The sequence below is a fragment of the Burkholderia sp. ABCPW 11 genome, assembly GCF_001523445.1.
Taxonomy (GTDB): domain Bacteria; phylum Pseudomonadota; class Gammaproteobacteria; order Burkholderiales; family Burkholderiaceae; genus Burkholderia.
The window spans coordinates 258,298-279,412 of record NZ_LOVM01000032.1; the positions used below are offsets into that span (position 1 = coordinate 258,298).

Consider the following 21,115-nt stretch of genomic DNA (forward strand, 5'->3'; position numbering starts at 1 on the left):
CGCCTAGCTGGAACTCGTTACTTCTCCCGTTTGCTGCGCACGGCTACTCACTGTACAGACCGATACTATCTGGCACGGGAAGCATGTCTACTGCATAGGCGTCGTGGGATGTTGTCGTTGGTCGAACAACATGCGCTGCGGTTTTGTCGATCGATATCGGCCCCGGGGGCATCGAGCATTTGCCGGAGCGCGTTCCTTCCCATCGCGGCGTCGATGCCGGACATAATCACGACGTGATATTGTCCGATCCGCGAACGTCCGATGGGATGTGCTGCTCTGCAGCATACTCAGTATTAGCGAACTTGTTCGGCAACTGCTCACTTCCCATCGATTCAATGGCTGATTCGAGTGACGTGCCGATAAGGAGGGTATTTTCCGTGACGTCGACGGTTTCGTTGGGCGACGACATGAATGTTTGGTCCATGATGCTCGCGACATGAAATGAGGAACCATGTGCGATTGATGTCGCGCTAGTGTTCACGGTGTCTGCCTCAAATGTTGCCCAGTTGGATACGGTTGCGCCAGGGCTCAGGCTGGAGATGATGCGATCCTGCTTCAGGATCCGTTCTTCGTAATTTAGGCACAACTGACGAAGACGTGAGACCTCCTCAGCTTTGCTTCCGAGCATCATACCGAGCGAGCTCAACTCCTTCTCGTAGTTGTCGATAAGCGTTCGAAGTACAAGCGGATCTTCGGAGTAATAGTCCGATGCGGCCGTACGCCGAATTCGGCGCGCAATGGTGGTCGTGCGTTGCTCGTGGCGACGCCAGTCGATATGACCGATCCCGAGCCCGTCAAGTTCGTCATAGATCGGCTGAAGTCGATCTGCCAGATAAACAAGAAATTCGTCAGGAATTTGAACCTCTGGAGACGAGTTGACCTTGTCACTTGCATTATCGATCGCTGGGAATTGATGGTCGATTTCAAGAAAATCGCATACGCTTGCCAGTGCTTCTCTGGGGGTTTTGCGAAAATCTTCAAAGTAGAAGATTCGGAGTTCGTGATCTGCTAAGAATCCTCGGAGATTTTTGATAATCTGATCGTAGCGTGCATGTTTCCAGAACCAATCTTGATTGAGTGTTTCTTGGAATCTCTGAAAGTACTCATGTGAGATCTCATGAGCGAGTCCGTTCCAAGCCAGCTCAAACTTATAGTGCGACCAAACTCGTTCAAGTGGGTCACGGAGCACGTAAACTGCCCGGATATTTTTCGCATTTGTTCGAACCAGTTGCCACCCGGCTTCATCGAGACAGCTGTTCAGATTCGAGAAATCAGCACAATACTTGGCACTTCCAGCGTCCTGATATAGCGACTGATACCATCGGTCATCGATTTCATGCTGCGCGGCATACCGCCCGTACCATTTGAATTCGGTGGCGTTGTCTTCTACGAAGTCGCCGGAATAACCGTTCTGTTGATCGAGATAAGAGGCGAGTGTGCGGACACGGTTGTCTCGGGATTCGAAATCGCAATGTTGCCTAACATGAGAGAAATAGTGTATTTCTTTCTGGGGCGGAAAATAAATGTCGGGATGATCTTTAAGCTGTGTATAAAGCCACGATGTTGATGCCTTCATCGCGCCGATGCTCATGAAAAGATTTTCGATCATTTTTGTTGTGCCAATTTACGATTGAATAGTTCGGCAAGCTGGCTAATTTGCTGCGAAGAGTAGCGTATGTTTCCTGACGTGGATCGCTGTTTGTATTTTCCCGGATTTTGATCGATGATATCCAGCGTTGACGAGAGAGCATCTGCTGTTGGATCTACGACAAAACCATTTTCTTCGGTGATTTCTTCTCCGATAGCACCGACATTCGATGCGACAACCCAACAGCCACAGGCAACTGCTTCCCGGGTAACCAACCCGAAGCTTTCAGGCCAGAGCGAAGGAGCGAACAGTACGTCGATACGCCCGTAAACATCTATGATTCGTTGTTGTGCGACGCGGCCAATAATGGTAACGGGCACGTTACCCCAAAGGGTTCTTTCGAAGAAGTTCTCCGGTTGTGAATGATCGACGACCAGTGCCTCGATATTGTTCGATCCGCTTCGCATGACGGCGTCGCGAAACAAAAAGAATCCCTTGTGGGTGGCCATTCCGCCGATATGTCCGCAGATGACGCGTTTGCTATATGCCGTGTCTTTTGTCTTCCAGTCAACAAAATCAGAAATCCCGTTACGATTCGTCAGGCAATTGGAAATGCCGTTACTCTGGTAGAGTTTCGTATATGTTTCCGAGACACACAACACCTCTTCAGCGTCGGCGAGCAATGCCTTGAGGTAGTTGCGACGATGAAGAGATTCCTCCCAGGTAATGCCTTCCGGTAGCTGATACTTTGAGAACGGATCGGGATGCCCGTCGGAGTAAACATTTCCTTTCGTATCGGTTAGGAATTGATAGTCGGAAATCCACCACGCATCATGAGCCGTGACATAGTACGGAATACCCCGATTTCGTGCTGCTTCGACGATGCCTCCGCCGAGGCGTTGAATACAATGAAAATGGATTAGATCTGGCTTCTCGAATTCCAAAAATTGGTCGAAGATTTCCCCAATTTTCGGATCGGTTTCGTGCCAGTCCATGTTGACGCGCCACAGAATCGACGTCGAATAGACACGCACCCCATTGTGGACGTACGGGCGCAGCATGTACGGTTTATGATTGTGCGCATCGCTCGTGAATACGACCAGATCGAAATTCTCAGAATACCGTTCCGTCAGAAGTTGCACCTGATCGGCAACGACGCGCGTTGCTCCCCCGATTGCCTGAGGCGGGAAAAAGACATTGACAATGGCAATTTTCGGTCTGTTGTTACTCATGGCTTCGCGGCGTGTAATCAGATTTCTGAATGCTGGCGAACAGCAGAATCAATGAAGTTGACGATGTTTTCGGAAAGCGTTTCAGGCATGTACGTTGACTGAATATGCTTTTGCGCGGCGACGCCCATTTGTTGCCGGAGGGACGCATCAACCGTGAGTTTTTCGAGGTATTCATACCACTCCTCGGGGTTTGTCGCCAGGAAGCCAGTGACCCCATGGTCGATCGTGTCAACGTAGTTTTTCGTCTTACTCATGACGGATGGGATGCCGAAATACGCGGCCTCCATCCACTTGATCTCGCTTTTGCAATCATTAATGACGTCGTCATGCAGAACGGCGAGATTGATGTCAACCGATGACAGAAAATTCAGGTAACTCTTTGGTTCAAGTACGGAGTGGAACTGGACGACCTGATGCCCGTGCTTCTTCAGGAACTGTGAAGGGAGCTTGAGGTGGCCGATTGTGACGAGGCGCGCCTTCGGATAGTTCTGCAGCAGTTTGTTGATTGCCGGCAGTGCGATATCGATGAAGTCGCTATTGTGTGCTAGTGTTCCGCTGCCATAGAAGATATTAATATATCCCGACGAGTTTGTGGCCGCTTTTGTTGACTTCAATATGATGTCGTCTAGCGCATTGCGATGGAGAAATCCCGTCCGATATCTGACCAGTTCAGACAATTTGTCGAGTAACGGCTTGGTTGACGATATTGCGAAATCGCAAAGCGTCGCGGCTGCACGGAATACAGCGGTATCTTTGGTCAGGTTTGCATAGACTTGCAGCGATACTTGGCCCCCGAATGATTCGATAGGCGGCGGGCTGACCGGATCGATAAGCAGATCGTCGATATCGTAGAACGTGATTTTCCCGAGTGCCCTGGTGCGCTCGATCGTGCGGATAGTTCGGATCGAAGCGGGTACCCTGTAGAAAATTACGACGTCGTGGAAATTGACGAGCTCGTCACATTGGTCATGATCGCGATAATTGGCGGCGGTAGCCTGATAGCCGGCAAGTTCCAGTTGTTCGACTTTCTGTTCGATCCGATACCGTAGGCATTGCGGCAGATCAAACGTCCCGATGATCAGGACACGGTTGCTGCGAATCGGGGTCGAGAGTTTGCGCTGTATGGAGTAGGCGGTGAAAAACCGGGCGTATGCATCAGCAACGAACTTCGTGGCAGCCTCTGACGTTTCGATAAGCGCGTTGCGCTCATGGCTGATCGCAAGACAGTTGAACACCTGCTCCTGCGTATACCAGTAGTTGTACAGGACGTCGTCGAGCTTGTCGGAGAGAAGATCGAGATTGGATTGCGTTGCGGTTGCTGCAATCAGTACTTCAACTGCTTTGTCAAATTGATGCACCTTGGACAGAGCATGTGCGAGATTCTGTGGCACCCATTCTGAGCGGGAGCCGAGCTTTAGCGCATGCTGGTAGTGAGCGACCGCTTGGTGCAACTCATGACGATTAACAGCAAGATTGCCGAGATGCTCGTGCGCAAGTGCTGTAGGCGCAAAATGAAGCGACAACTGATACAACTCGTCCGCCCGTGAACGAGACTCGATGCGCTCTTGATGTAGGGCGAGCTGGAGGTAAAAGTTGGCGTTGGTTGCGGCATCGTCGGAAATCGACAACTTGCGTACCGGAATCTGAGTGGCGATTTCCTTGAGTGCTGTAAAGAAATTCGGGAAATGCTCGTCCGGATTCAGTCGGTGAATTTCGTCAAGAGTCAATTGCGAGGGCAGCACGCGGCGCGTGACGCCTAGCGACGAGAGAAAGTCGTCGAGTGACGGAAATCGGCCGTCTTGACGTCCCTGCTGGAGCCAGTGCTGGATCGCCTCCTCTCTGCTCTTCAGGTGAGCTAGGTCCGGGTAGGCATCGACATAGAATTGCCAGTCGAACCGGAATGGTCGGCCGTGTGCAGCCCCGGTTTTCAGATAGTGATAAGTCGCGTGATAGCTGCTTGGCAACGAGGCCTTGATGTCTGGATTGAGTGCGACATAGGTCTCCGGTGCAAAGTCCTCGGGCAAGTCGGCAGGGTCGAGGTGTTCCTTCTGAAGTAGCGCATTCAGATTAGGATGACGGCCTTCTTCTGGCCCTTCCTTGCGCCAATGCATAACCAGTCGTGCATCACTCAGCGACGCCAGATCGTTGTACCAGCAGCGATAGAACGAGAGGTCGAGTTCGGCCGGAGTAGTGTCGCGGCCCGATGCATTTCTGCGAGATCTGAGAAAGATTTTTTTCATTGCCGGCCAAATTTAAATCGATGTTCAGGTTTTCGTGGCAGTAAAGTGCGGTGAATATCGATCGTTCGTGAATGCAATTGGTGTTTGTGGATTAAGAAAAACTCTAGAAAATCAAACGTTAGATTCGTTGTGGTAGAAATCGAGCGCATTGTCGACCGTGTCGAAGTTGTGCAGCTTTCCGGACACGAGGACGGCAGCGCGATCACAGTGTTCGCGCATATATCCGGCGTCGTGGGAAACTATAATCATGGCGCGGTCCTTTCTTTTCTCGAACAATTCGTGATGGCACTTCGCATGAAAGCGTGCATCACCAACTGCCACAATCTCGTCAATCAGGAAGCAGTCGAAATCGACGGCTAGAGAAATTGCGAACGCGAGTCGCGCTCGCATCCCGGATGAGTATTTCTTGACCGGCTCCCGTAGGTACACTCCAAGTTCGGAAAAGTCATCGACATACGGTGCAACCTTAGCGAAATCCACCCCGTAGATACGGCAAATGAAACGAAGGTTGTCGTATCCGGTGAGGCTGCCCTGAAATGCCCCGCCGAACGCGAGTGGCCATGAAATGGTCATATTCCGCTCAATGTTGCCGGAGGTCGGGAATTCGGCACCGCTGATCATCCGGATGAGCGTCGATTTGCCTGCGCCATTGCGGCCGAGGATGCCGATTTTTTCCCCTTTCTGCACATTGAGGTCGATCTTGTCGAGGACGACGCGTGGACCTTGGCGGGTGCGATAAACCTTTGTGACGGCTTTGATTGCGATCATTCTGGCTCCACGCGTTTGCTGACGTCTCGGACCAGCATCATCCCGACCAACGTTAATACCGAATTGGCCGCAATAAAGTAGAGAAGGTTTTCGTGCGTGCGGACAATGTTTCCGAAGTACCCGTGCCGAATCATTTCAGCACCATGAACCATCGGTAACACGAGAATGTATGGATGTACCGCCTTCGGTAGCCAGTCGACCATGAACACGGCACCCGAGAACGGGAAGAGGAGATACGTTGCGGTGTGCCAGACGCGCTCAAACACCTCCGAGCGCTCGGAGGCGGCGCCGATCGTCAGGCCAATGGCGAATGCGAACCAGCATTGCATCAGCCAGCCGATCGTCATCGTAAGCAGATCGGCAGGAAACGAAGCCAAACCAAGCGCGGTAAATATAAGGATAAGGAGCGACAGGGATGCGGTGGCGCCAGCCGTTTCGAGTATCAAGCGTGATAGGAAGACGTCGAGTACCCGGACATTGCGGTGATACAGCAAGCTCAGGTTCGGCTCGATTGCCTTCGAACAGCGATTGCCCGAGTTTCGCCAGACGAGCAGTGACGAGTAACCAGTCACGGCGAAGCCGGCAATAGGCAAATTCGATCCATGGGTGAAGTGACCGAGAGACCAAACGATCGTCACCCCCGACGTGAACATCATCGGCTCAAGAAAGAGCCACAGAAAACCGAAATTGTGGCGTCCATACCGCGTGATAATCTCGCGCATTAGTAGCGCGAAAATGACCTGGCGCTGGATCTCGAACGAGCGCCAGAGAGAAGGCTTGATGGTCGTTGTCGTGTCAGTCACGATGCTCTCGAATGCCGGCGATCAGGATCGTTAGAACACCCCAGGCAATAATGCCGAGGATCAAGGTCGCAAGAATATTCCGCAGGCGACGCGGTTCGAGTGCCATATCCGGCTTGGACGGCTGCACGACACGCTCGAGATAAAGTTGCTTGCGCATTGCGTCGTTCCGGGCTTGCTCGAGCGAAGCGAGTGCGACCGCGAGTTGTTTGTCGGCGAAATCTCGCTCGAGGGAGAGGCGTTCATACTCGGCGGCCTTGTTGGCAAGCGAACGGTCACCGCCAGTAACTTGATTGCTTCTTTTGGCAATCTCGTCCCGCAGCGAGCTGATTCGGCGCTCTAGGATCGGGATTTGTGGATTGTCGCGCGACGCTTGTCTGACTTGGTTGAGTGTGACCGTAGCCGCGGCCATTTCATCCTGAAGATTGGCGACCTGCTGAAGCTGCAGGGCCGACTGCCGTTCCGGGTCGATTACGCCCTTCTTGTTCCGGTAATCCGAAAGATTAAGTGCCGCGGTTCTAGCGCGTTGTTCGGCCGTCTCCACTTCGCGCGATGCAAACTTGATCATGTCCTCGCGTGCGCGGTTGTTGAGCTGATTGACCAGACCCTCGCTTATCTCGATGAGGTTTTCGTTCGCAGCGTATGCTTGCTCCGGCGTGAACGCACGCGTTGTGAGGGTCGTGATCGAAGATGCCGAGTCGAGCTGGACCGTTATCTTGTTTTGGTAGTAGCGGTAAAGCGCTTCAAAGCTCTTGTCGAACGAAAAGCCGCCAAACCGGCTGAATATGTCGACTGCCGGTGCCGAGTAACCGCCGACGAGGTCAATTTTTTCGTTTAAGCGCTTCAGTGCGTCGCGCGACAAGATGTAGTCCTCGACCGTATAGCTGTCGTCCTGTGAGCGAGACAGCCCGGTATTGGTAAGCAATGCGCCGAGAGTGCTTTGAGATTGGCGTTCGGGGCTCCGCACCACGAAGCGAGATTCTGAGATGTAGACGTCGGACGCGATCAGACCATAGTACGTCGTAGCAATAACTGTCGGAATGACCACCGTGCAAATGAAGAGCGGGTTGGCGCGACGAAGCTTGTTCGTTACTTTGTGCACCAGCGACTCTCGGCGTGCTGCGGAAGAAGCGGTAACTTCCATTTCGAATCGATCACAATCAAAGAGTGGGGTTTGGCGAACGTGTCGCATCAAACGGGAACGTACGGTACAGCTAGCAAAAAAATCTCAAGTAAGCTGCGGTGCACGGCAGACGGGTCGGTGTTGCGAATTCGAGCATGATCGGCAGTTTTCCGAGACGATGATGTCGAACAACAGATCGGCTATGTAGGAAAGCGAGTCGAACATTCGAGTCGAGTACCTAGTTGGCCGATTTCCTGGATTTCATCGATGACCGGACGACGGCCTGCGATTGGGGTGCCCCGGAGGCGATGCGCAATGTCGGTGATACCCGGTACAGCGCGGCTGGATTGCCGCTGAGCCAGTAGTCCAGCGGTGCGCATCCTTCGTCGAGCGATTTTAGCGTTCCAATGGGAAGCGTTCCAGCAATCGCTCAATAACAGAGGCATAGCAGAACGTCGGCGGCGAGTTGTCCCTCGGCGAGCGGTTGTGTAGTTTGCCATTGCGTTGTCAGGTTATGCTCCGGATCGCTTGTGCAGCCGGATCGGTGAACTGATGGCTACGATGGGGCCGGCGCTGCGTGGCTCTCGGCTCGATGTTGCCGGTGAGGCGAGCAGGTTCAGCGCATTGTGTGATTCCGGTAACAGCGGAACGGGTAGGCCAACGGCCACAGCGCAAAACCGCGCCGTCCCGCTTCGAACTGACAGACCGAGCGGTCTCGCCGATTTTGCCTCGGTCGTCTGGTGGTCGAGGGGTGCTTGGCAAGTTCCAGCGGCCAGCGGAATTTCCTGGGGCACCAGCCTTTGCCACCTCATGCCCGGCCCGTACCAATACTTCCACGCATCACCCGTCATGGTGGAGGAACTGGATGCAGCCGGATTAACCCGAAAAACAACTGATCCCATCAACTGATACCGCTTTCTCGGTTGAATTTCGCTTGGTTCACACGCCTGACATCTTCGGGGCTGGCTCGAGCATTTGCCGATACGTTTGAGGGTATGGCAGGGAAGGCGGCGCAAGGAAGGGGAGCGGCGCAGCGGCGATTATATAACGACTTGATATGACTATTGCTATCGTTCTTCGGCGTCGGAGCGACACTGATTTTAAATTTTTGTGAGCTTTATATTTCTTTCCCGCGTAATGATGTATTCTCCGCTGTCCAGCCCGTAGCGCCAACAAGACCATCCAGACAGGCTCGTTTCCCAAGGGGGGGGCTCTTGGGTGCCCTGTTTTGCTCCACTCAAAAAATCGATGCATCGATCCTTCCTTGCCTTGCAGGGCACGGCTTCACCGTTCTTCGGCCAGCTTGCGTCTGCGTTGCGTGACCGAGGGCATGCGGTACGCAGGGTAAATTTCTGCGGCGGGGATTTTGCTTACAGTTGTAAAGGTCCCGTTCTGAACTACAGTGGCCGCGCGAGCGACCTTCCAGGGTGGTACCGGGAAATGCTGCAGGCAGGCAGCTATTCAGATATCCTCATGTTCGGCGATTGCCGTGAGGTGCATGCGCATGTTCACCCAATATCGCAGGCGATGGGTGTGAAAGTACATGTGTTTGAGGAAGGTTATGTTCGGCCGCACTGGGTAACACTCGAGGCGCACGGTGTCAATGGGCGCTCACTCCTGTCGCGTGATCCGAAATGGTATTTTGACCAGCGCGGCGTGATTCCGCCAAGTCCTGCGGGCTTGCCGACTGGCTACAATCTCTACGAGCGTTCGTTGCACGATATCCGGTATCGCGCTGCTAACGCTTTCTATGCTGCGCGGTTTCCTAACTATCAATCGCATCGGCCGAAGAACGGTGTGGTCGAATATGCTGGATTAGGGTTTCGCGCTTTGCAGCAAGGCAGGCATCGTCGCGAGGCGACCAAAGTAACGAAAGCGCTACTTGATGAGGGGCGTGCATATTATCTGTTTCCATTGCAACTCAATTCTGATGCGCAGATAGTTTTTCATTCTCCGTTTGACGGAATTTGCAGTGCAATTGATCGCGTCATGCGGTCGTTTGCGGCCCATTCGCCCCAGGGCAGCCTCCTAGTGATCAAAAATCATCCACTTGACACGGGACTGATCAATTATCGTCGGTTCGTCTCCCGGCTTGCCGGCGTTCTGGGTCTTGCCGACCGCCTACGCTTTATTGATTCCGGACATTTGCCAACTCTGCTGGAGCATGCAAGGGGCGTCGTGGTCGTGAATAGCACGGTGGGGCTGTCCGCAGTTCACCATTGCCGACCGCTCATCACGTTGGGAACTGCGATCTACGATATAAATGGCCTCACTTGGCAAGGTACGCTTGAGGATTTCTGGACGCAAGCCGATCGTCCCGACATGGCACTTTATCAAGCATTCCTTAACTACATCATGCATCACACCCAGATCAACGGTGACTTTTATACCCGTAGCGGAATTGCGATGGCGGTTGAGCGCACAGTCATGCGGCTTGAGGCGGCTCGTGCTTAAGGAGCGCGTACGTCACGTAGTCGTTACGGGCGCTAGTTCCGGAATTGGGCTTGCATTGGCACTAGACTATGCCGCTCCTGGGGTTGTCCTTGGATTGGTTGCTCGTGACGAAGCGAGGCTTAACGCATGCGAAGCAGCTTGTCGTGAACGGGGGGCAACTGTTGTCGCCGGTCGTGTTGATGTTCGAAATGCGTTGCAACTGGAGGCATGGCTTCATCGATTCGACGACGCTTATCCGATCGACCTGTTGATCGCTAATGCAGGGGCAGCAAGCACGCTCGCATCCAGTTCCGATTGGGAGGCCCTCGATCGAACGGTAACGGTCAACGATACCAATTTCTACGGTACTTTACATGCAGTCCTGCCGGTGGTCGAGAGGATGCGTGTGCGCAAGTGCGGGCAGATTGCAATGGTCAGTTCGATCGCAGCACTGCGGGGTATGGCTATTTCGCCGGCCTATTGCGCCAGCAAGGCAGCGATCAAGGCGTATGGCGACTCAGTTCGTCCGCTGCTTGCACGTGACGGGATTGTCGTGTCCATTGTTTTGCCGGGATTCGTAAAAACTTCGATGAGCGATGTGTTTCCCGGTGACAAACCATTCATATGGTCGGCCGACAAGGCGGCCCGCCACATACGTGCCGGGCTTGCGGCTAAACGTGCGGAAATTGCCTTTCCTGCAATGCTCGCAGTAGGCATGCGACTACTTAACTTTTTACCGGCGTGGATTGCAGACGCCATACTGTCGCGCCTGTCCTACGTTCCGCGAGAGGGGCGATAGCTTGAACGGGGAACTTGCGGCGCATGGTCTCGCAGTTGCAGCGGCGCTGGTGTTGTCCTTTGGCCTGGATTTGATCGTCCGCCCGCGAGGCGCGTGGCGTCGGCCGCTGGCTGCCGTCTTGTTGCACGCGTTAGCAGTCGTATGCGTGTTTTGCGTGGCTTTCTCCCTAACCATTCGGCCGCTCTTTTCTGCGTTTGTTTCTGTTGCACTTGTCGGTCTTCTAGCTGCCGTGAGCAATGCGAAGTACGAGTCGTTGCTCGAGCCTTTCGTGTTCACGGACCTCAGTTTGTTCAGTCAACTTTTCTCCCATCCACGTCTCTATCTGCCGTTCCTGAGCGCAGGCAAGATAGTTGCGATTGCGACCGGCGTGATATTGCTGATGAGCGGCTACGTGCTCGAGCGTCCGTTGTTTCCTAGCTTTCGCGGTGTTGCCATGTTGGGTGCGGCGATGTGTTTTCTGTGCGCGCGTTGGTTTGCCGCTCATCTCGAGCTATCGCTTGTCGCTGCGGATGATCGGAGGCGGTTCGGTTTTTTTACAGTATTCGCCGCCTATTTGCTGAATGGCTTGCGCATTTCCACAGTCCGAGAATTCGAGCAGCAGATGGGGGTGGGGGTATTCGTCTCCGGTGTCCCAGTTAAATGTCCGGATGTCGTTGTGATCCAGAGCGAATCCTTTTTTGACGTTCGTAGAGTGGGGCCGGCAATCAATCGCGATATTCTTTCCCGATTCGATCGGGCCTGTCAGGAGGCGACTGTTTATGGTGAACTGACGGTGCCAGCCTGGGGCGCAAACACGATGCGCACGGAATTTTCGGTACTGACCGGCCTGTCGTTCGAGCGCCTCGGCTACGCGCGTTTTTATCCGTATGCGTTCGTGCGTCGCGCGTGCGCGTCGATCGCAAGCTGGTTCGGCCGCGGCGGTTATGAAACGCTCGCGCTGCATCCGTATTACGCCGATTTCTTTGGCCGAAATCGTGTCTTTCCGTTGCTCGGATTCAACACATTCCTCGACATCGAATACTTTGCCGACGCGCCGCGTGCTGGCCCGTATATCTCCGATGCCGCCGTGCTGGACGCGGTGATCGCCGCACTGGAAAGCGAGCGCGAGAAACCACGCTTCATCTTCGCGATGACGATGGAAAACCACGGCCCGTTGCATCTCGAGCAGGTTTTGCCTGGAGAATCCTCTTCACGGCATACTTTGGGCGAGGGCGCATCTTGGCGCGATCTGACTGCCTATCTGAGACACATTGAAAACGCCGACGCAATGATCGGCCGCTTGCTCGATCATTTACGCGCCAGCGATCGTGAAACGGTCGTTTGTTTTTACGGCGACCACGTTCCCGCGCTACCGCACGTATTCGAAAAGCTGGGCGTTTCTCCACAAACCAGCGACTACTTCATTTGGCGAAATTACGGCACAGATACTCCAGAATGCCGGAATTTGGCAGCCGAAGAGCTTGGGGTTGCACTGCTGCATGTGGTACAAGATGACGGAAATCGCGCGGAAGAACCGCACGCATCCGAGAAAGCGACATAAAAGATGAATAGTAAGATTGCAATAATTGGGGCGGCTTGTCGGTTTCCCGGGGGCGCAAACAATCTTGGCGACTTCTGGCAACTGCTGCGCGACGAACGCGACGCAGTAACCGAAATCCCCGCCGACCGCTTCGGCACCGATTTCTACCAGCACCCGTCCAAACGCGAACCGGGCAAGAGCTACACGTTCGCGGCCGGCGTGCTCGACAACGTCGCCGGCTTCGACGCCGCGTTCTTCGGCATTTCCCCGCGCGAAGCGGCCCAGATGGACCCTCAGCAGCGCCTGCTGCTCGAACTCGCATGGGAAGCGTTCGAGGACGCCGGCGTGCGCCCGGCCGACATGCGCGGCAGCAACTGCGGCGTTTTCGTCGGCGCGGCCAGCATGGATTACGGCAACCGCAACATGGACGATCTGAACGTGATCGATCCGTATTCGGCGACCGGCAATACGCTGAGCATCGCGTCGAACCGCGTGTCCTATCTGTTCGACCTGCACGGCCCGAGCATGACGGTCGACACCGCCTGCTCGTCGTCGCTCGTCGCCCTCCATCAGGCCGTCAAGGCGCTGCAGTCCGGCGAAGCCGACGTGGCGCTCGCGGGCGGCGTCAACCTGCTGCTGCATCCGTTCGGCTTCGTCAGTTTCTCCAAGGCGTCGATGCTGTCGCCGCGCGGCCGTTGCCGCGCATTCGACGCGACCGGCGACGGCTATGTGCGCTCGGAAGGCGGTGCGGTCGTGCTGCTCAAGCCGCTCGATCGCGCGCTGGCGGACGGCGACACGATCCATGCGGTGATCGCCGGCTCCGGCGTGAACTCGGTCGGCCACTCGCCGGGCGGGATCAGCGTGCCGGGCGCGGCCGCGCAGGCAGCGCTGCTGCGCAGCGTGTATGCACGCGCCGGCATCGATCCGCAGTCGCTCGCTTATCTCGAGGCGCACGGCACCGGTACGGCGGTCGGCGATCCGATCGAAGCGCGCGCGCTGATCGACGTCGTGTCGGGCGAGCGCCCGGCGGACCGTCCGCTGCTGATCGGTTCGGTGAAGACCAACATCGGCCACCTCGAAACGGCATCCGGCATGGCCGGCCTGCTGAAGGCCGTGCTGTGCCTGAAGCATCGCGCGGTGCCGCGCTCGCTGCACTTCGTCACGCCCAATCCCGGGATCGATTTCGACGGCGGGCGTCTGCGCGTCGTCGATCGCTACATGCCGCTCGACGCGGGCGGCGCGCCGCTGACGGTCGGCGTCAACTCGTTCGGTTTCGGCGGAACGAACGCCCACGTCGTGCTGACCGAGGCGCCGGTCGCAAACGACGTATCGACGGCAGCGCCCGCGCCGAATCAAGCGCAACCGTCGCCGCTCGTGCTGACCGCGCGCAGCGCGAATGCGCTCGCGGCGCTCGCAGGCCGCTATCTGGCCATGCTCGACAACGGCGCCGACTGGCAGGCGCTTGCCGGCGCGGCCGCGCGACGACGTCAATGGTTCGAACATCGCGCGATCGTCGCGCCCGCCGCCGTGACGGAAGGCCGTGCGGCGCTTGCGGCGCTCGCGCAGCCGGCGCAGGAAGGGCTGCCGGCCTGTGTCGCGACCGGCCAGGCGCCCGCCGACGCGTTGCGCACCGCGCTCGTGTTCTCGGGCAACGGTTGCCAGTGGGTCGGGATGGGCAACGAACTCTATGCGGAGAACGCGGTTTTCCGTGCGGCGCTCGACGAAGTCGACGCGCTGTGGTGCGAGGACGGCAGCCCGTCGCTTGTCGACGTGATGCGCGGCGGCCCGAGCGCGGAATGGCTGGCCGGCGCGGGCGCCGAATGGCTCGCCGCGACGGAGAACGCGCAGCCGCTGCTGTTCGCGATCCAGGTCGGGATGATTCGCGTGATCGACGCACGCGGCATGCGTTACGACGCGGCGATCGGCCACAGCGTCGGTGAAATCGCCGCGGCGTGGGTGACGGGGGCGCTGTCGCTCGCCGACGCGGTGCGCGTGATCAAGATCCGCAGTCGCGCGCAGGCGATGACGCGCGGCAGCGGCCGGATGGCAGCGGTCGGCATCGGCGAGGCGGCGGCGCGCGAGCTGATCGCGCGCCACGGGCTGGCGCGCCGGGTCGAGGTGGCCGGCATCAACAGCCCCGATGCGGTCACGCTCGCAGGCGAACTGCAGGGCTTGCAGGCGCTGGAGGCGGCGCTGCGCGGCAGCGGCAAGTTCTTCCAGATGCTCGATCTCGACTATGCGTTCCACAGCAGCCACATGGATCGCATCGAGCCGGTGGTGCTGGCCGAACTGGCCGGCGTGCGGCCGCAATCGGGCAACGGCGCGTTCGTGTCGACGGTGACCGGCGGCCCGTTGGCCGGCAACGAACTGGATGCGCGCTACTGGTGGCGCAACATCCGCGAGCCGGTGCGCTTCGGGGACGGCATCGCGCACTTGATCGAGCAGGGCGTCCGGCTGTTCATCGAAGTCTCGCCGCATTCGATCCTTCGCACGTACGTGAAGCAGGCGATGACGGCGGCCGGCGTGACAGGCGTGGCGCTGCCGACGCTCAAGCGCGATCACGGCAGCGCGGCGACGCTGCGGCAAGCGATTCTCGCGGCGATCGCGCACGGCGCGAGCGTCGATCCCGACCGCTTCGCGCCCGGCGCATCGCGTGCGGCATTGCCGTCCTATCCGTGGCAGCGCGACCGCTTCTGGCTCACGCCGACCGTCGAAGGCTACGGTCTCGTCGATCGCCGCCGCGAGCATCCGCTGCTCGGCTATCGCCTGCACGAACACGCCTTCGGCTGGGAAAACCAGCTCGATCCGGCGAAGCTGCCGATGCTGGCCGATCACGTCGTCGACGGCGGCGTGGCGTTCCCGGGCGCCGGCTACGTGGAAATGGCGCTCGCCGCGGCGCGGACCTTCTTCGATACGCCGGATGCGGCGCTCGAAAACGTCGAGATCCGCACGCCGGTCGTGTTCCAGCCGCAGCAGGCGAAGCTGTTCCGGCTCGTGATCGAGCCGCGCACCGCGACGTTCACGATCGAGACGCGCGACCGGATGTCCGACGGCGCATGGGCGCTGAACGTGACGGGGCGGATGCTCGAAAGCGGCAACGCGCTCGGCGCCGCGAGCAGCGTGCCGGCCGAGACGCTCGAGCGCCTGCTCGCGCTGCCGGCCGTCGACGGCGACACGCTGTATGCGAATACCGCGGCGATCGGCCTCGGCTACGGGCCGGCGTTCCGCTGGGTCCGCACCGTGCGGGTTGCCGCGGCCGAGGACGTCGCGCTGGCCGACGTCGCCGCGCCGGCCGCGTGCGGCGATGCGCGGGCGCTGTCCGCCTATCTGCTGCATCCGGCGCTGATGGACAGCGGGTTTCATCCGCTGTTCGCGCTGCTTGCCGCGCAGGCGCGCGACGGCGAGCATCCGGCTTACGTGCCGGTGCAGATCGGCCGGGTCGACTACCTGCGCGGCGACACGGTCGCCCGCGTGCTCGCGCGGATCGACCGGCGCAGCCCGCATTCGATCGTCGCGCATTTCGAATTCCTCGACGCGCACGGCGCGATCGTGGCGCGGCTCGGCGCATGCCGGTTCCGGCGCGTGGATCTCGTCGGTCGCCGCCAGAACCTGCCTTCGCGTTTCGTCTACCGCCTCGAAGAGATGCCGCTGGCGAACGACGTCGACGCGGCCGCGTTGCCGGCGCCCGACGCGCTGCTCGCGCAAGCCGTCGCGCGCGTCGATGCCGCCGGCCTCGACGGCCGCCGGACGCAGCATTTGACCGAAATCCTGCCGCTGCTCGACGTGCTGGCGAGCCTGTACGTGCTCCGCGCGTTCGATGCGCTCGGCGTGTTCGCCGGCACGTGGCAGCCTGCTCCGGAGCGGGCGGCGTTCGCTGCACGCCTGGCCGACATGCTCGTCGAGGATGGTCTTGCCGTTCGTGACGGCGCGCGCCTGGTGCGCGACGATGCGGCGTGCGCGGCGCTGCCGCCGCTCGACGATCTGTGGCGCGGGCTGCTGGCCGAATCGCCGGGGCACGTGGCCGAGCTGACGTTGCTCGCCCATTGCGGCGCGGCGCTGCCCGACGTGCTCAACGGTGCGAAGGACGATGTTCGCTGGTTGTCGCCCACCGGGCACAGTCTGGTCGAGCAACTGCTTGCCGCATCGCCGACCTGGCAGCACGTGCACGCGCTGCTGGCGGCCAGCGTCGAGCAGGCGGTCGACGCGTGGCAGCCGACGCGCCGGCTGCGCGTGCTCGAACTGGGCGCGACGGACGGCGACGTGCTGCAAACGCTCGGCATGCATCTCGCCGCCGCGCGCTGCGATCACACGATCGCCGCGACGGCCGGGCAATTGGCCGGATTCGATACGGATGCGCAAGCGACGGTGCGCACGGTGGCGTTGCAACCGGGCGAACGCTTGTCGCTGTCCGCCGACGATGCCGGGCCTTATGACGTGATCGTCGCGAACCGCGCGCTGAGCGGCCGTCACGATCCGGCCGATGCACTGAATGCGATGCGGTCGTGGCTGGCGCCGGGCGGCTTGCTGCTGCTGGCGGAGTCGCGTCGCGGCCGCTTCTCCGACATCGTGTTCGCCCCGCAGGCGGCGGCGACAGAAGCCGATGCGCCCGCGCCGCTGGCGCCGACGGATCTCGAAGCGGCGCTGGCGCGCGCGGGCTACGTCGACGTCGTGCGGCATGTCGAGCAGGGGCTCGATCTGGATGGCACGCCGACGTTCGTCATCGCGCGCAACCCGGCCAGTACCGCTGCCGCGCAACACGGCAGCGACGCGAGCGATCTCGATGGGCTCGCCCGCTGCGAACAATGGCTCGTGATGCACGCCCCGGACGCGGCCGGCGGTTTCGGCGGGCGACTGGCCGATGCGCTCGCGCACGCGGGCTATCCGGCCGATATCGTCGACGTCACGCATGCGGCCGACGCGATCGCGTCGTTGCCGGCCGGGCAGCCGGCGCATGTCGTGTTCTGCGCGCCGGAGACGCCGCTCGCCGATACGACGACGGGAGACGGCCTGATGGCCGCGCTGCGTCACGGCGTGATCGCGCTGGCAGCACTCGTGCGCGCGCTCGGCGCGCAGCCGAACGCGGCCACGCGACTGACCGTCGTCACGCGCGGAGGCGCGCCGTTCGCCGAGGCCGCGCATGCGCATCCGGAACAGGCGACGCTGTGGGGCCTCGGTCGCGTGCTGGCGAACGAGCATCCCGAACTCGCGTGCCGGCTGATCGACGTCGATCGCACGGCGGAAGGGATCCCCGATGCGCTGATTCGCGAGCTGACCGGCGCGGCGGTCGAGGAAGAAGTCGTGCTGAGCGCACACGGGCGGCTGGTGCCGCGCATGCTGACGGCCGCGCAGGCCGCGGCGCGCAGCGACGGCGCGATGGCGCGCGCGTCGGTGCTCGCGTTCGACGCACCGGGCTCGCTGCGCAATCTCGAATGGTTCGCGTTGCCGGAACGCGCGCTGGGCGACGACGAGGTGGAAATCGAGCCGGTTGCCACCGGCCTGAATTTCCGCGACGTGATGTATGCGATGGGGCTCCTGTCCGACGAAGCGGTCGAGACCGGCTTCGCGGGCGCGACGATCGGCATGGAACTGTCCGGCCGCGTCGTCCGGGTGGGCCGCGCGGTGACGGAATTCGCGCCGGGCGACGCGGTGCTCGGCTTCGCGCCGGCATCGTTCGCGACGCGCGTGAGGACACGCGCGCAGGCCATCGCGCCGAAGCCCGAACGCCTGTCGTTCGAGGAAGCGGCGACGGTGCCGACCACGTTCTTCACCGCGTACTACGCACTGGTCGAACTCGCACGGCTGCGCCGCGGCGAGCGCGTGCTCGTGCACGGCGGCGCGGGTGGCGTAGGGATCGCCGCGATTCAGCTCGCGCGCCACTTCGGCGCGGAAGTGTTCGCGACGGCCGGCAGCGACGAGAAACGCGAGTTCGTGCGTCTGCTCGGCGCCGATCACGTGCTCGATTCGCGCAGCCTAGCCTTCGCGGACGAGATTCGCGCGATGACGGGCGGCGAGGGCATCGACATCGTGCTGAATTCGCTCGCCGGCGAGGCGATGGTGCGCAGCATCGATACGTTGCGTCCGTTCGGCCGTTTCCTCGAACTCGGCAAGCGCGATTTCTACGAAAACAGCCATATCGGCCTGCGGCCGTTCCGCAACAACATCAGCTATTTCGGCATCGACGCCGATCAGTTGATGGGCGCGTTGCCGGCGCTGACCGCACGGCTGTTCGGTGAAGTGATGGCGCTGTTCACGGAAGGCGTGCTGCATCCGCTGCCGTATCGCGCGTTTCCTGCCGAGCGGGCCGAGGATGCGTTCCGCTACATGCAGCAGGCGCGCCAGATCGGCAAGGTGCTCGTGACCTATCCGTCCGGTACGCCCGCGCCGACGCGCGGCGTCGCGCGGGCGGAGGCGCTCGCGCTCGATCCGCATGGCGCATACCTGGTGGTCGGCGGCACGGGCGGCCTGGGCTTCGCGAGCGCGCGCTGGATGATCGAGCGCGGCGCACGCCGGCTGACGCTGGCGAGCCGCTCCGGTGAACTCGCTGCGCCGGCGCGCGACGAGGTCGCGCGCTGGCACGATACGCTCGGCGTCACCGTCGACGTCGTGTCGTGCGACGTGACCGATGCGGCGGCGGTCGACGCGATGATTGCCGCGATCGTCCGGCGCGGCCTTCCGCTGAAGGGCGTGCTGCATTCCGCGATGTCGATCGACGACGGCCTCGTGCGCAATCTCGACGATGCGCGGATGGCCGCGGTGCTCGCGCCGAAGGTGGCCGGCGCATGGAACCTGCATCGCGCGACGCGCGGGCTGCCGCTCGACCTGTTCGTCGTCTATTCGTCGGCGACGACCTATCTCGGCAATCCGGGGCAATCGAACTACGTCGCGGCCAACACCTTCCTCGAGGCGCTGGTCGAACATCGTCGTGCAGCGGGCTTGCCCGGCACGTTCATGGCCTGGGGGCCGCTCGAGGACGTCGGCTTCCTCGCACGCCACGCCGATACGCGCGAAGCGTTGCAGTCGCGGATCGGCGGCGCGTCGATCACGTCCGACGAAGCGATGGCCGCGCTCGAGCGCGTGCTGACCGCGGGCGCGGCCGGCGAAGCGGTGGTGCGGCTCGACTGGCACGCGGTCGCACGCGGGATGCCGGCCGCGAAGGCGCGCCGGTATGCGCTGCTGCAATCGCAAGCGAAGGGCGGCGATGCGCGCGATGGCGGCACGCAGCTGCGCGAAGAGGTGCTCGCGCTGCCGCGCGACGAAGCGATCGCGCTGGTCGCGCGGACGCTGCAGGCGCAGATCGCGCGGATTCTGCACATGACGCCCGATCGCATCGCGCTCGACAAGTCGGTGCTCGATATGGGCATGGATTCGCTGATGGGGATGGAGCTCGGCCTCGCGGTCGAGGAAGCATTCGAGGTCAAGCTGTCGGTGATGGCGATCGCCGAAGGCGCGTCGGTGACGACGCTGGCCGCGCGCATCGTCGATTCGATCGGCGCGTCGGCCGATACCGGCGCCGATGCCGTGGCGGCGACCGATGCCGCTCAAGAGGCCGTCGCGGCGCTCGCCGCGAAGCATGCGATCGAAGGCGAAGCGCGTGCGATGCTCGATACGCGGCCGGCATCGGTTGTCGGCCAGGCGTCGCCGCCGCCGTCGCTCGAGGTGGCGCGGTGAGCGCGCCGACCGGCTGGGCGACGCGGCAGGGCACGCTGGCGCGCCCGCTGACGATCGACGGGCACGGGTTGCACACGGGCCGCCGGGTCGCCGTGCGGATTCTGCCCGCGCGTCCGGAAGACGGCGTGACGGGTATCGTGTTCCGTCGGGTCGAGCACGGGCGCACGGTTGCGACGTTGCCCGTCGATCCCGCGCTGCGCCGTGCGCAGCCGCTCTGCACGATGCTGCGCAATGCCGACGGCATCGGCGTGCGCACGGTCGAGCACCTGCTTGCATCGCTGCTCGCATGCGAGATCGATCATGCGATCGTCGAGCTCGATGCGGAAGAGGTGCCGATTCTCGACGGCAGCGCAACCCCATGGGTGGATGCGATCCGCGCGTGTGGCCGCGTCGCGCTCGATGCGCCGAAGCGCTTCATCCGCGTATTGCGGCCGGTCGTCGTCGCGGACGGCGATGGCGACCAGCGGCGCGAAATGCGGCTCGAGCCGGCGCCGCGCTACGAACTGAGCGTACGCAACGACCTGCGCGGCTTCGGCGACATGCATTGGGACGGCGCGCTGACGCCGGCCGCATTCGCGACCGACATCGCGCCGTCGCGCTCGTACGGGCGCGTGAAGTGGGCCGTGCCGGCGATCGTCGCCGGCTATCTGCGCGGCGTGCCGATCCTGCGCGGCGCGCGGCCGTCGTGCACCGCGTCGATCGTCGGCAATCGCGTGCTGGGCGGGATGCGGCTGCCGGAGGAGTTCGTCCGGCATCGCGTGCTCGACCTGATCGGCGATCTCGCGTTGGCCGGTGCACCGCTGCTCGCGCGCGTGAGTGCGCTGCGGCCGAGCCACGAGATGAATTTTCGGTTGGTCGATGCGTTGCTGGCCACGCCCGATGCGTGGCAGTGGGCTGACTTTTCCGACGCATGACACCACGCCTTTTAAAAATACGCGGCGTAAC

11 protein-coding genes are annotated in these 21,115 nt (G+C 60.6%); 5 read left to right on the forward strand and 6 right to left on the reverse strand.

Annotated features, from left to right (window positions below):
* Positions 1-226: 226 nt before the first annotated feature.
* The 6 genes from WS61_RS14340 to WS61_RS14360 form a co-directional block, all read right to left on the reverse strand.
* Positions 227-1,591 (reverse strand): sulfotransferase domain-containing protein, encoded by a 1,365-nt coding sequence (locus WS61_RS14340; protein WP_257127263.1) that lies wholly within the window; start codon positions 1,589-1,591, stop codon positions 227-229.
* A gap of 14 nt (positions 1,592-1,605) precedes the next feature.
* Entirely contained in the window at positions 1,606-2,820 is a 1,215-nt protein-coding gene (locus WS61_RS33385) for a glycosyltransferase family 4 protein (RefSeq protein ID WP_095211727.1), read from the reverse strand.
* Positions 2,821-2,837: 17 nt separating this feature from the next.
* Positions 2,838-5,060: a glycosyltransferase gene (locus WS61_RS14345; protein ID WP_059501059.1), complete on the reverse strand. Its 2,223-nt coding sequence runs from the start codon at positions 5,058-5,060 to the stop codon at positions 2,838-2,840.
* Between the two features lie 111 nt (positions 5,061-5,171).
* On the reverse strand, positions 5,172-5,828 hold the full coding sequence (locus tag WS61_RS14350; RefSeq protein WP_059501060.1) for an ABC transporter ATP-binding protein: 657 nt from the start codon (positions 5,826-5,828) through the stop codon (positions 5,172-5,174).
* On the reverse strand, positions 5,825-6,631 hold the full coding sequence (locus tag WS61_RS14355; protein ID WP_095211728.1) for an ABC transporter permease: 807 nt from the start codon (positions 6,629-6,631) through the stop codon (positions 5,825-5,827). Before WS61_RS14355 ends, WS61_RS14350 begins: the two co-directional genes overlap by 4 nt.
* The gene (locus WS61_RS14360; protein ID WP_059501061.1) at positions 6,624-7,772 is read right to left on the reverse strand and encodes a hypothetical protein; all 1,149 of its coding nucleotides are present in this window, start codon (positions 7,770-7,772) and stop codon (positions 6,624-6,626) included. Before WS61_RS14360 ends, WS61_RS14355 begins: the two co-directional genes overlap by 8 nt.
* A gap of 1,227 nt (positions 7,773-8,999) precedes the next feature.
* On the opposite strand from WS61_RS14360, the gene WS61_RS14365 reads away from it, so the two are divergent.
* The 5 genes from WS61_RS14365 to WS61_RS14385 are packed head-to-tail and all read left to right on the forward strand — an operon-like array spanning position 9,000 to position 21,084.
* Positions 9,000-10,205, forward strand: coding sequence for a capsule biosynthesis protein (locus WS61_RS14365; protein WP_059501062.1), 1,206 nt, complete (start codon positions 9,000-9,002; stop codon positions 10,203-10,205).
* A complete protein-coding gene (locus tag WS61_RS33390) occupies positions 10,198-10,983 on the forward strand; it encodes an SDR family oxidoreductase (RefSeq protein ID WP_095211732.1) in 786 nt (261 codons plus the stop codon). The genes WS61_RS14365 and WS61_RS33390 overlap by 8 nt, the downstream gene beginning before the upstream one ends.
* Position 10,984: 1 nt before the next feature.
* A complete protein-coding gene (locus WS61_RS14375) occupies positions 10,985-12,523 on the forward strand; it encodes an LTA synthase family protein (RefSeq protein ID WP_059501119.1) in 1,539 nt (512 codons plus the stop codon).
* 3 nt (positions 12,524-12,526) lie between these two features.
* Positions 12,527-20,170: a type I polyketide synthase gene (locus tag WS61_RS14380; protein ID WP_059501064.1), complete on the forward strand. Its 7,644-nt coding sequence runs from the start codon at positions 12,527-12,529 to the stop codon at positions 20,168-20,170.
* Positions 20,167-21,084: a UDP-3-O-acyl N-acetylglycosamine deacetylase gene (locus WS61_RS14385; protein ID WP_059501065.1), complete on the forward strand. Its 918-nt coding sequence runs from the start codon at positions 20,167-20,169 to the stop codon at positions 21,082-21,084. Before WS61_RS14380 ends, WS61_RS14385 begins: the two co-directional genes overlap by 4 nt.
* Positions 21,085-21,115 lie beyond the last annotated feature (31 nt).

Excerpts from the sequence above, each read along its gene's own strand:
- WS61_RS33385 (WP_095211727.1), bottom strand. The coding sequence starts at position 2,820 with ATGAGTAACAACAGACCGAAAATTGCCATTGTCAATGTCTTTTTCCCG.
- WS61_RS14350 (WP_059501060.1), bottom strand. The coding sequence starts at position 5,828 with ATGATCGCAATCAAAGCCGTCACAAAGGTTTATCGCACCCGCCAAGGT.
- WS61_RS14365 (WP_059501062.1), top strand. The coding sequence starts at position 9,000 with ATGCATCGATCCTTCCTTGCCTTGCAGGGCACGGCTTCACCGTTCTTC.
- WS61_RS14380 (WP_059501064.1), top strand. The coding sequence starts at position 12,527 with ATGAATAGTAAGATTGCAATAATTGGGGCGGCTTGTCGGTTTCCCGGG.
- WS61_RS14360 (WP_059501061.1), bottom strand. The coding sequence starts at position 7,772 with ATGGAAGTTACCGCTTCTTCCGCAGCACGCCGAGAGTCGCTGGTGCAC.
- WS61_RS14340 (WP_257127263.1), bottom strand. The coding sequence starts at position 1,591 with ATGAGCATCGGCGCGATGAAGGCATCAACATCGTGGCTTTATACACAG.
- WS61_RS14345 (WP_059501059.1), bottom strand. The coding sequence starts at position 5,060 with ATGAAAAAAATCTTTCTCAGATCTCGCAGAAATGCATCGGGCCGCGAC.